This is a genomic window from Olsenella sp. CU969, from assembly GCF_905219715.1.
GTDB lineage: Bacteria > Actinomycetota > Coriobacteriia > Coriobacteriales > Atopobiaceae > Granulimonas > Granulimonas faecalis.
Genome location: NZ_CAJMXC010000061.1, coordinates 1 through 11560, shown reverse-complemented (window position 1 = coordinate 11560; position 11560 = coordinate 1). Strand labels below are relative to the sequence as shown.

The window sequence follows — 11560 nt, the reverse complement described above, 5'->3', positions numbered from 1 at the left end:
GGTTTTTCAGCGGCTACTATGGAAAGGAAAACAGGAGGTTGAAACCGGCTCGCCAGGCCGCGCTGCGAAAGGGGCTCCATGGGTTCAAAAGACAAAGCAGCCATGAGTCCGTCCACCATGGCCCGCATAGCCATGATCGCCGCCCTCTATGGGGCGGCTACGTTGTTCTGCCTGATGTTCATGGGCGGCCTTGCCTGGGGGCCGGTGCAGCTGCGCCTCTCCGAGGCCCTCTGCGTCCTGGCGCTCTTCACCCCCGACGCCATACCGGGCCTCGCCTTGGGCTGCGCCGTGGCCAACGGCGCCAACATCGTGCTGGGCGGCACGGGCACCCTCGGGCTTCTCGACGTGGTCTTCGGCTCGGCAGCCACGGCCATCGGCGCCTGGGTCATGTGGCGCTGGCGGGCGCACCCTTCCGTCGCGGTGCTCGGCCCTGTGGTGGCCAATGGCCTTATCGTTCCCGCGTACCTGCCTCTGCTTTTGGCGGGGCTGGGCTTCTATACCGTTCCGTNCACCTCGATCTCGCTCGAAGGGGCGTGNCCGGCCATGTACCNCTTTGGCCTGGTGTGCACCGGTGTGGGCGAGGCCGTGGTGATGTATGCCCTGGGCCTGCCCCTGTACCGNGCCCTTGAGCGCACGCCGCTTCCGGCCATGCTCGCCGGCGGCACCGACCCGCGCCNGATGNGAGGAACCCGGTGAACCCCGTCATCGTCATCCCGAGCTACTGGACCACCTCCGAGGAGGTCGTGGGCACCTACGACCACGCCACCCCCGTGGACGCCCCCGAGCCCGAGCTCGCACGCTGCCTGGAGTCCCTGGAGCAGGTGCGCGGCGTCATGCGGACCGTGGTCCTGCTTGTGGCCCCGCCCGAGGCCGCGGAGGCCGCCCGTGCGCGCGTGGACGCCATCTGTGCCGAGCACCCCAACCTCACGCCGCTCGTGGTGGGTGCGCCCGAGGCCCGTACGGTGCNGAACGCCGTCATCGCCGCCGCGCCCCGCCTGAGCGGCGAGACCGTGAGCCTGCGCGGCTACGGCGCCATCCGCAACCTCGGCCTCATGGTGGCCGCCATCCTCGCCCACGACGTCGTGGTCTTTCTCGACGATGACGAGGTGGCCCTCGGCCCCGACTTCCTCGTGGAGGCGGTCTACGGCCTGGGTCAGCTCACCCGCCAGAACCTTCCGGTGGCGGCCAAGAGCGGTTTCTTCGTCGACGCCGAGGGGTCCTGCCTCGCCAACGAGAGGCTCCCTTGGTACGACCGCGACTGGGACAAGAACATCGGCTTCAACCGCTGGATGAGGGCGGCCCAGGAGGGCACGCGCATCTCGCGCTCCAACTTCGCCTGCGGCGGGTGCATGGCCATCCACGCCGAGGCCTTCTCTCAGGTGGCCNTCGACCCCTACATCACCCGCGGCGAGGACATGGACTACCTCTTCAGCCTGCGGCTCTACGGCATGGACATGTGGTTCGACAACAAATGGTGCGTGCGCCACCTGCCGCCGTCGACGCCGCGGCCGGCCAACCGCTTCAAACAGAACGTCTTCCGGTGGCTCTACGAGCGCGCCAAGCTGGCCCATGCGGCCACCAAGCAGGACCTCAGCCAGGTCACCCCGGAGTCGCTCATGCCCTACCCGGGGCCGTGGGTCTCCGATGACCTCAACCGCCGCATCCGCAGCACCGCCCTGCGACGCGCCGTCGGTACCCGCGACCATGCCGAGTACCTGGCCGTCTGGGCTTCCGGCTACCGGGAGGCCCTCCAGAACGCCGAGCGCAACGCCCGCTCGNACCTCTCGTTCATGTCGTGGTGGCCCGCCATCGTCCAGCNCCTGTGGGGCGAGCGCGACCTCGCGGCGTGGCTNGTGGACCACGGCACGCCCCCCGGCGTGGCGGCCTACAACCCCTATGTCGGCGACGGCCCCTCCACCGCGGCCGCCACAGGCCCGGTTGGTGCCGGCGAGGGGGCGCCCTCCTGATGGCGCGACGCGACGGCCAGCACCACTACCTGGACAACTTCATCACCATCATCCTCGCCCTCTGCGTGTTCACCATGCTGATCCTCCTGGTGTGGGGCCTCGCCAAGGGCGAGCCTGTGGTGGCGGCTATCTCGGGTGTGGGCATCGTCGTGGTGATCTTCGCCGGCGCCGGCGCCTCAGGCGCGCCCGACTCTCTGCGCTCCCAGGCCACCGAGCGCACCTTGCGCACGGCGTCAACCACCCTCGAGTATCTGCGCGGGGGCCTCACCATGGAGGGATGCCGCGCCGTGTGCCAGCTCCTGCTCCCCGAGACCTGCGCCATGGCCGTGGCCATCACCGACCACGAGCGTGTCGTGGCCTACGTGGGTGAGTACGAGGAGGACTTCCCGCCGGGCAGTCTCATCTCCACCCAGGCCACCCGCGACGTGCTGGCCAGCGGCCGCATGCAGACCTTCTCGCTCGTGCGGCGCATCGACGAGGACGCCATGGCCAACCTCGACGCCGGCAGCCGCCTGCGCCTCATGGGCTTCATGCCGGCCGGCATCGTGGTGCCCCTCTCGGTGCGAGACCAGACCATCGGCACCCNNAAGTTNTACTACCGCGNCTACAAGGACATNGATCACACCCAGTACGCCGTTGCCGAGGGCTTCGGCGAGCTGCTGGGCACCCAGCTGTCCTTCTACGAGCTGGAGCGCCAGGCCCAGCTCACGGCCCAGGCCGAGGTCAAGGCGCTCCAGGCCCAGATCAACCCGCATTTCCTGTTCAACACCCNCAACACCATCGCCGCCTTCACGCGCACCGACCCCATGCGGGCCCGCTCGCTGCTCAGGGAGTTCGCCACGTTCTGCCGGCAGACGCTGGAGAATTCCGACTCCCTCATCCCGCTCGGGCGCGAGATCGAGCAGACACGCCNCTACNTCACGNTCGAGCACGCCCGGTTCGGCGAGGACCGCATCGTGGAGGTGGAGCACGTCGAGCCCGACTGCCGGGNNGTGATGGTGCCCGCCTTCATCGTCCAGCCCATCGTGGAGAACGCGGTGCGTCACGCCATGCGCGAGGAGGGGGTGCTGCACATCGACATCCACGTCACCCGCGAGGACGGCGACGTGCTCATCGCCGTGGCCGACGACGGGGTGGGCATGGAGCAGGCGGCCGTGGACGCCATGCTCGCCAAGGCCGAGGGCTTCTCCACCGAGGAGAAGGGTACCGGCATCGCCCTGCGCAACGTCGCGGAGCGGCTGGAGCGCNTCNTCGGCGTGGGCTCGGGCGTGGACATCGTGAGCCGCCCCGACGAGGGCACCGTCGTCACGCTGCGCCTCGCCGCGGNGGAGGGTCCCGATNCCGACGGCGCCGACGTCCCGGAGGCCGCCGGAATTGGCAACGGGGTGCAATAACCCCTAAACTCGGGGGCGGAGACCCTGCCCCTTGNACCGCGAGGTGATTCCATGCTCAGTGCNATGATCGTAGACGACGAGGCCCCGGCCCGTTCCGAGCTCCGCTACATCTTGGAGGAGACCGGGCGCGTCGACGGCATCGACGAGGCCGCCAGTGCCCGCGAGGCCGTGGAGAAGATCATCGAGAACCGTCCCGACGTCCTGTTCCTGGACATCTCCATGCCCAAGACCACCGGCATGCAGCTGGCGGAGGCCCTCCACAAGCTCAAGAACCCGCCCGCGGTGGTGTTCGTCACCGCCTACAGCGAGTACGCCGTCAACGCCTTCGACGTCGATGCCGTGGACTACCTCATGAAGCCCGTGGAGACCGAGCGCTTGGGCACGGCTCTCGACAAGGTGGAAGCCCGCGCCGTCCCGGTGGACCAGATCCGCTACATCGAGGCCAAGGACGACTACTCCTGCATCTACACCGACAACGACCGGTTCCTCTCCACCATCTCCCTCGCCCAGCTCGAGAACCGCCTGGCCCCCCACGGGTTCTTCCGCGTGCACCGGGGCTACATCGTCAACCTCGAGCACGTGGAGGACGTCGAGGTGGTGTCCNGCGGTATCCTGCAGCTGGGTCTCGANGGCATCCCCGACAAGAAGATCTCCGTCTCGCGCCGCCGTGTGGTCCAGCTCAAGCGCGCCCTGGGCATCTAGGACCGGCACCGAGAAGGAGGCACCCCCTTGCGCGAGATCCGCGTCGACATCGTCAGCGACACCCACGGCCTGATCACCGACGAGCTGCGTCATGAGCTCGCGGGGGCCGACGTCATCGTCCATGCCGGCGACATCACGTCGTCCTCCGACTACGCCCTGCTCAAATCCATCGCCACGGTGCACCTGTGCCTGGGCAACAACGACTGCACGGGCCAGTACGGTCCCGACATCAAGCGCAAGATGCGCTTCTCGGTGGACGGGGTCCGCTTCGAGGTGGCCCACTACCGAGACAAGCTCACGCCGGCTGCGGCCGNCGTCTGCGTCTTCGGTCACACCCACCGTCCCTCCATCGAGCGCTCGCCCGAGGGCGGCCAGGTGCTCCGCCGCCNATGCGGCCGNACCGTGGGCGACNACGTGAACGTCNCGGCGCTCCAAGACGGCTCGGAGCTGCTCTCCCGGCCCCAGGCCGTGGACGACGAGCCCGGCGCGTGGCTCATCAACCCCGGCAGCCCCACGCTGCCCCGCACGAGCCTGGGCCCCACCATGGCAAGGCTCTGGGTGCGCGACGGCCTCGTGGAGGACCCCCAGGTCATCCAGCTCCCCCTGAGCGAGGCCCAGGCGTCGAGCCCCTGGTTCTTCATGGGGGTGTAGGCGGCTGCAGGAACACGACGGACCCGAGGGGCCGCCGGGCGGGCAGCCCGCTCAGCGGCCCCTCTCCGTGCGCCGGTGCTTTGGCGCGGGTGGCACGTCGGGCGTGGTGTTCCACATGGCTGTGTCCATGGCGGGGTCGGGGCGTTTGGCCTTCTCGGGTGCGATGCGCGCGGTCAAGGCCGAGCTGTGGCGCGGGTTGGCGGGCTTGGGCAGGAAGAGCGGGGCCACGACGCGGGTGTAGAACGCCAGCCACACGAGCGAGACGCAGAAGCCGGCCACCACGTCGCTCGCGTAGTGGACACCCAGGTAGATACGGNAGAAGCCCACCATGAAGATGACGGCGCCAAAGAACAGGCTCCAGAGCACGCGCATGGTGCGGTCGCGCTCGTAGCGCCAGATCATCCACACNAAGAGCCCGAAGAACGCCATGGACACCATGGAGTGGCCGCTCGGGAAGCTGTAGCCCACCTCGGAGATGAGGCGGAAGCCGTCGGGGCGGGGCCGGTGCACGATGTACTTGAGCAGCTCGTTCAGGGCCACCACGAGCACGAGGTTGAGGGCGCAGCACCAGCCGGGGCGCCGCCCCGGGGCGAAGGCCGCCACGATGACCAGCATCACCAGCAGCGGGACCGGCGCGGCCAGGTTGGTGACGCTGGTCATGACGGGCGTGAGCCAGTCGGTGCGCATGTGGAGCACCACGAGCCAGTAGGCCAGCTGGTCCATGCGCACGATGTCCGAGAAGAGCACTTCCTCCAGGATGGCGATGAGGACGATGAGGGCGAGGCACACCACGATGGTGCGCCAGTGGTTGCGGCACAGCCTGGCGAACCTGGCGGTCCACGGGGTGCGGTGGCTCTGGGGCAACGGTGGCTCCTTCCTTGCGTGCCGTTCCGGATCGTGGTGATTATGGCCCTGTGGCCCCCGGGTGGCCCCGGGGTTTCCCCTGTCTTTCAGAGATGTCATCTCCCACCGGTGCCGGGCCATGAAAAAGGCGCCCCGCCGCCGGCGGGGCGCCTCGGCCTCTATGGGGCGCGGGCCTTACAGGTACTTGGCGATCTCCTGGGCGAGGACGTCGCGGGGCTGGGCGCCCACCATGGTGTGCACCGGCTTGCCGTCCTTGAACAGGATGAGCGTGGGGATGGACATGACCTGGAAGCGTACGGCCAGGTCCTGGTTCTCCTCGACGTTCACCTTGCNAACGTCCAGGACGTCGNCCATCNGGTCGGCGAGGTCCTCGACGATGGGGGAGAGCATGCGGCAGGGGCCGCACCAGCTGGCCCAGAAGTCCACGAGGACGGGCTTCTGGGCGTTGTTGATGGTCTCGTCGAAGTTCGCGGCGTTGAGCTCTTTGGCTGCCATGACAACCTCCTCGGTAAGNACGGGCCCCCGGGCCCGTCGCGCTGTGTTCTTGGGGTGTCTACCCCGTACCGCCCTCTTGCGATACCGTGGACGTGCCGGGGACGCNGGCCCATCTCCGGCTCTCCACGAATCGGCGGCCGGCACGGGGCGAGGAGGGGCCATGGAAGACACCCGGGGCAAGGTTCGCTCCCAATACGGGGCCAAGGCGCGCGAGGAGCTCGCGGCCCTCGAGGCCGCCGGCGCTGTGTTGGCGGGCAACGCCTACTCGAGCGTCCTGCTCGTCAAGGGCGAACCCGGCCCGGCCGAGCGCTCCGGCGGACCGCTCCTGTCCGGCCCCGACGGCACGGCGCTGAGGAGCGCCCTCGCGGCCCTGGGCTACGCCCCGGAGGACTGGTGCGCGGCGGCCGCGTGGGACCGCACGGGCGCCGCGGTGACGGCGGGGCTCATGAACCTCGTGGTCTCGACCCTCTCCCCGCTCACCGTGGTGGTGCTCGACGAGGCGGCATGTGCGGCGGTACGCGACGCCCTGGCCGCCGACCTCGTGGGCCTCGCCTCCATCGAGGAGGCCATGCTCAGCCCGGGTTGGCCGGTGCATACCCGGGGCATGCGCGTCATGGCCCTCGGCGGTTTCGAGGCCGCCCTCGACGACCCCGGCCGCAAGCGCGTCATGTGGGAGCGCCTCAAGCAGCTCCCCCCGCTCGACCAGCCGTTCTGAGGCCCGGCCCGAGGCCCGTGGCTTTGTAAAAAGCATATGAGTACCCACAGGCCGTCCGGCGCTCCACCTTTGGAGTAGGCTGAAGAAAATGATTGCGCGGGGGCCCTGCGACCCGCGAAGAGAAGGGAACAGCCATGGCCTTGCCCAAGCCCGTCGACGTCACCGAGACCCCCGAGTGGGCCGCCCTCCAGGAACACTTCGACCGCCTCCAGGAGGAGGGCGTCTCCCTCAAGAGATGGTTCGCCGACGACCCCGGCCGCGTGGCGTCCATGACCTTCGATGTCGAGGACCTGCGGTTCGACCTCTCCAAGAATCTTGTGACCGGGGAGACCCTCGACCTCCTCGTCAAGCTCGGCCGCGCCGTCGACCTCGAGGGGCGCTTCCGCTCCATGGTCCGCGGCGAGCACATCAACACCACCGAGGACCGTGCCGTGCTCCACACCGCCCTGCGCCGCCCCAAGGAGCAGTCCGGCTCCTTCGTGGTGGACGGCCAGGACGNCGTGGCCGACGTCCACGAGACCCTCGCCTCCATCTACGACTTCGCCGACAAGGTGCGCTCCGGTGCCTGGACCGGCGTCACCGGCCGCCCCATCGAGACCGTGGTGAACATCGGCATCGGCGGATCCGACCTCGGCCCGGCCATGGCCTACGAGGCCCTCAAGGTCTATGCCGACGCCGGTCTCACCGCCCGTTTCGTGAGCAACATCGACCCCAACGACATGGCCGAGAAGACCCGCGGCCTCGACCCCGAGACCACGCTGTTCATCGTGGTCTCCAAGACCTTCACCACCCTCGAGACCATCACCAACGCCCGCGAGGCCCGCACGTGGCTGCTCGAGGCCCTGCGCGACGCCGGCGCCATCGACGGCTCCGAGGACGCCGCCAAGGAGGCGGTGTCGCGCCACTTCGTGGCCGTCTCCACCAACCTCGAGTTGGTGGAGGAGTTCGGCATCGACCCCAAGAACGCCTTCGGCTTCTGGAACTGGGTCGGCGGCCGCTACTCCGTTGACTCCGCCGTGGGCACCGTCCTCGCCGTGGCGCTCGGCCCCGAGCGCTTCCAGGACTTCCTGGCCGGCATGCACGCCATGGACCACTACTTCGCCCACACGCCCCTCGAGGAGAACGCCGTCGCGCTCATGGGCCTCATCAACGTGTGGTACGTGGACTTCTTCAAGAGCTACAGCCACGCCGTGCTGCCCTACAACCAGTACCTCTCCCGCTTCCCGGCCTACCTTCAGCAGCTCACCATGGAGTCCAACGGCAAGTCCNTGCGCTGGGACGGCACGCCTGTGGACTGCCACACCGGCGAGGTCTTCTGGGGCGAGCCCGNCACCAACGGCCAGCACGCCTTCTACCAGCTGCTGCACCAGGGCACCTCGATGATCCCGGCCGACTTCATCGCCTTCGTCAACACGCCCAACCCCACCCGCGACGGAGAGCAGGACGTCCAGGAGCTCTTCCTCGGCAACTTCCTGGCCCAGACCAAGGCCCTGGCCTTCGGCAAGACGGCCGACGAGGTGCGCGCCGAGGGCACGCCCGAGGAGATCNTGCCCGCCCGCGTCTTCGAGGGCAACCGTCCCTCCACGTCCATCTTCGGCGTGGCCCTCACGCCCTTCTCCCTGGGCGAGCTCATCGCGCTCTATGAGCACATCACCTTCGTCGAGGGCACCGTCTGGGGCATCGACTCCTACGACCAGTGGGGCGTCGAGCTGGGCAAGCAGCTCGCCAAGCAGATCACCCCGGCCCTCTCGGAGTCCGATGCGGCCCTCGCCGAGCAGGACGCCTCCACCCGGAGCCTCATCGAGTTCTACCGCGAGAACCGCACCTGGTAGGGGCCTGCCCCGGGCACCGCAGCAACCTCGGGACCCCGCCGCACCTCCCTGCGGCGGGGTCCTTTTGTGCAGGGGGCCGTGGGGCCGCGGTGGGAACCATCCCGCACCGGGCGGGTCGCCGGCCGTGGCGGGTAGAATGGGAGGAATCCGGGAGCGCCGGACCCGGCGCGCAGTCGACCAAGGAGGCCCCGTGGCACAGCTCATCGACATCCAGAAGGTGGTCGTCGGACCCAAAGACCTCACGGCCACGGTGCGCGTCGCCGAGGGCGCACCCCTCATGACGAGCGAGGACGTCGAGGCCACGGCCCATGTCTACTGGCTCATGCCCCAGGTCGCGTCCCACGCCTGCCTCGGCGACGCCGCCCCCACCTTCCAGGACGTCATGGGCGACACCGAGCTCGCCCACCTGCTCGAGCACGTGACGGTGGAGCTCCTCGCCCGCACGAACATGGCGGGCGACATCGCCTGCGGCCGCACCCGCGCCACGGACGACGGGCGTACCTGGGAGGTCTCGTTCCCGTGCCCCGACGACGTGCTGGTGACCGGCGCCCTCTCGAGCGCCGCGTGGATCCTCCAGTGGGCCTTCGCGGGGGCCAACCCCGCCACCGNGCCCGATGTGGACGCCATCGTGGAGGGTCTGGCCCAGCTCGTGCAGGCCGNCTACGCCACGGCCGGCGACGNGGCGGGGCCCGCCGAGGACGCCGAGGGCGACCCCGAGCCCGAGGGTGAGCCCGCCGGGGGCGACGCCGTCCCAGACGCCGTGGCGGAGGAGGCCGAGGGGCCCCTCGCCTGACGTCCCGGCTGTAAATTGTCGGGGANANGCGCGGCCCTGGCCGTCTTCCGGTAAACCGCGNCTAAACTGGGGTATAGCACCAACTCGAACACGGGCCTCTGTGCCCTCGAAGCAGCATTCGGAAGGCGCTCGGGCGCCAAAGGAGGAAGTGTCATGAGCAACGCTAACGGTGGTCTCGGGTTCGTCTTCGGCGCGGTCATCGGCGCCGGCATCGGTGCGGTGGCCGGCCTGCTTCTGGCCCCCCGTTCCGGCGAGGAGACCCGCGCCATGGCCGCGGACTCCATGAGCGACGTGTGGGACAAGGCGGTCGACGCCTACGAGAAGGGCGCCAATCAGGTGGCCAGCAAGATCAACTCCGTGACCCCCACGGTCAACGCCAAGACCGACGAGCTCCGCGCNAANGTGGACCTGGCCCGCGAGNGTGTTGACCAGCTCCGCTCCACCCTGTCCGACTCCGTGAACCAGGCCTCTGCCAACGTGCAGGACGCCATCAACACGGTGGCCAGCAAGGCCGACGACGCCGCCGAGAGGGCCGAGGCCGCTGCCGCCGACGTCAAGGTGGAGAACGTCGAGGCCTAAGGACGCCCCAAGGGTGCCCGGCCCGAGGGTGCCGGGCGACCGGGCATGTCCGNGACACCCCGCCGGACCTGTGGGCCCGGCGGGGTTTTTCTTGCCGGAACGCCATGGTGGCAGTGTCGCGCATAGCGTCCGGCCGGGTTATGATGGCCCTAGTCGCAACGGCTCGAACGATGGGATTGTTGATGCTAACCATGGAGCAGCTCGTGGGCCAGAAGGTGTTCGTGCCCCGCCCCGATGGCAGACGCACCAAGGCGGACGGCACCCCGGCTCCCCCCAAGCGCATCGGCAAGGTGCACAACCTCGTCTTCTCCCCGGAGGGCACCTCCGTGGTGGGCCTCATGGTCAAGCGCCCCGACGTGGCCGGCATGGTCAAGCGCGACGACCTGTTCGTGGCGCTCGACGCCGTGGGCACGTTCGAGGGCGGCATGCTCGTGGACGAGGCCGGCACGGNCGACGGCGCCGCCGAGGTGCGGGGCCTGGACCTCGACCGCTGCATCATCTGGGGCGGCATGGACGTCGCCACCCGCTCGGGCCGCCAGCTCGGTTACGTGACCGATGTGCAGNTTGACTACGGCACCGGTGCGGTGGACACGGTCTACGTGACCGACGGCGCCGTGGCCGCCTCCATGGTGGGCTCGGTGCCGGTGCCGGGCGCCATGCNCGTGGGGTACTCCAAGGGCTTCATGGTGGTGGCCGACGAGGCCGCCGACCTCGCGNNCANCGGCGGCCTGGCCGCCAAGGCGGGGGAGGGCCTCGCCCATGCCAGGATCGCCGGCAAGGAGGCCNCGAGCAAGGCCGGCGCCGCGGCGGGCAAGGCCGTAGACAAGGGCTCGTTCGCCCTCGGCCGCGCCCTGGGCTCGGCCAGGCGCTCCATCACCGAGGCCATGGCCGACGACGGCTCCGACGACCCGCTTCCCAGCGCGGCCGCCGAGGCCGTGCGCGTGGAGGCCCCCGCCGAGCCCAAGGCCGTGCCCGGCGAGGCCGGCGAGCCGCCGCTCTACGCCCCTGCGGGCACGGGGGACGCCCCCGAGGCCGCAGGGGCCGGCCCGGCCCCCAAGGAGGAGCCCNGATCCGGGTCCGCCGGGAACGACACCGCCGCCCGGGCCGCCAAGGCCGTGGGACGCCAGCTCGGCAAGACCCAGGGGATGTTCAAGTCCTTTCTCAAGGAGTTCGAAGAGGCCAGCAAGTAGCGGGCCTACGCCATAGACGTGGCGTGAGGCCACGGGATCGGAAACGGTGCGCACCATGAAGCACAGCAAAGACAACGNCCGGCGCGTGGCGAGTCACATGGCCCGCAAGGCATCGCGTCGCAGCGACGCCCCCGCGCCTGCCCACGCCGCGTCGGCCGGGCAGGGGAAGGCCACCCACCCCGCCGGGGCCGCCGCCGGCAAGGCGCAGGCCGCCGCGGCCTCGGAGCCCGTCACCCGCCCCGCGGCCGAGAACCCCTACATCCCGCCCGCGGAGGCCTCCGCCGGCGCCCAGACCGGCTACCGCGCCCCTGAGCCCAACNCCGTGCTCTCGAGCGACGCCCCCATCGGCCACACCGACCTCGGCTTCAAGCCCGTGCG

General features: G+C 69.9%; 12 protein-coding genes. 10 read left to right on the top strand and 2 right to left on the bottom strand.

Translation table 11 applies throughout. From position 1 onward, the window contains the following. Positions 1–117 precede the first annotated feature (117 nt). The 5 genes from JX283_RS06530 to JX283_RS06510 all read left to right on the top strand — a co-directional run bounded on the left by JX283_RS06530 (position 118) and on the right by JX283_RS06510 (position 4714). Positions 118–696 (top strand): QueT transporter family protein, encoded by a 579-nt coding sequence (locus tag JX283_RS06530; protein WP_239652513.1) that lies wholly within the window; start codon positions 118–120, stop codon positions 694–696. Next, positions 693–1967 (top strand): glycosyltransferase, encoded by a 1275-nt coding sequence (locus JX283_RS06525; protein WP_204829857.1) that lies wholly within the window; start codon positions 693–695, stop codon positions 1965–1967. Before JX283_RS06530 ends, JX283_RS06525 begins: the two co-directional genes overlap by 4 nt. Next, positions 1967–3361: a sensor histidine kinase gene (locus tag JX283_RS06520; RefSeq protein ID WP_204829856.1), complete on the top strand. Its 1395-nt coding sequence runs from the start codon at positions 1967–1969 to the stop codon at positions 3359–3361. The genes JX283_RS06525 and JX283_RS06520 overlap by 1 nt, the downstream gene beginning before the upstream one ends. A gap of 51 nt (positions 3362–3412) precedes the next feature. Then, a complete protein-coding gene (locus JX283_RS06515; RefSeq protein WP_204829855.1) occupies positions 3413–4063 on the top strand; it encodes a LytTR family DNA-binding domain-containing protein in 651 nt (216 codons plus the stop codon). 27 nt (positions 4064–4090) lie between these two features. Further along, positions 4091–4714 (top strand): metallophosphoesterase family protein, encoded by a 624-nt coding sequence (locus JX283_RS06510; protein WP_204829854.1) that lies wholly within the window; start codon positions 4091–4093, stop codon positions 4712–4714. Positions 4715–4765: 51 nt separating this feature from the next. Here the strand turns inward: JX283_RS06510 and JX283_RS06505 are convergent, their stop codons facing one another. Beyond that, a complete protein-coding gene (locus tag JX283_RS06505) occupies positions 4766–5578 on the bottom strand; it encodes a phosphatase PAP2 family protein (RefSeq protein ID WP_239652512.1) in 813 nt (270 codons plus the stop codon). Between the two features lie 174 nt (positions 5579–5752). Then, positions 5753–6073, bottom strand: a complete 321-nt coding sequence (gene trxA / locus JX283_RS06500; protein ID WP_204829852.1) for a thioredoxin — start codon at positions 6071–6073, stop codon at positions 5753–5755. A 160-nt stretch (positions 6074–6233) separates the two neighbouring features. On the opposite strand from trxA, the gene JX283_RS06495 reads away from it, so the two are divergent. The 5 genes from JX283_RS06495 (at position 6234) to JX283_RS06480 (ending at position 11182) form a co-directional block, all read left to right on the top strand. Next, the gene (locus tag JX283_RS06495; RefSeq protein ID WP_135977930.1) at positions 6234–6788 is read left to right on the top strand and encodes a hypothetical protein; all 555 of its coding nucleotides are present in this window, start codon (positions 6234–6236) and stop codon (positions 6786–6788) included. A 134-nt stretch (positions 6789–6922) separates the two neighbouring features. Beyond that, positions 6923–8620 carry a glucose-6-phosphate isomerase gene (gene pgi / locus JX283_RS06490; RefSeq protein WP_204829851.1) on the top strand — a complete coding sequence of 566 codons (1698 nt, stop codon included), beginning with the start codon at positions 6923–6925 and terminating at the stop codon, positions 8618–8620. A 190-nt stretch (positions 8621–8810) separates the two neighbouring features. Continuing rightward, positions 8811–9413 carry a hypothetical protein gene (locus tag JX283_RS08520; protein WP_239652511.1) on the top strand — a complete coding sequence of 201 codons (603 nt, stop codon included), beginning with the start codon at positions 8811–8813 and terminating at the stop codon, positions 9411–9413. Between the two features lie 153 nt (positions 9414–9566). Next, positions 9567–9992, top strand: a complete 426-nt coding sequence (locus JX283_RS06485; RefSeq protein ID WP_204829850.1) for a YtxH domain-containing protein — start codon at positions 9567–9569, stop codon at positions 9990–9992. Between the two features lie 182 nt (positions 9993–10174). Next, positions 10175–11182 (top strand): PRC-barrel domain containing protein, encoded by a 1008-nt coding sequence (locus tag JX283_RS06480; RefSeq protein ID WP_204829849.1) that lies wholly within the window; start codon positions 10175–10177, stop codon positions 11180–11182. The last annotated feature ends 378 nt before the right edge of the window (positions 11183–11560 follow it).

Coding starts and splice junctions, on each gene's coding strand:
- JX283_RS06495 (WP_135977930.1), top strand. CDS start 6,234: ATGGAAGACACCCGGGGCAAGGTTCGCTCCCAATACGGGGCCAAGGCG.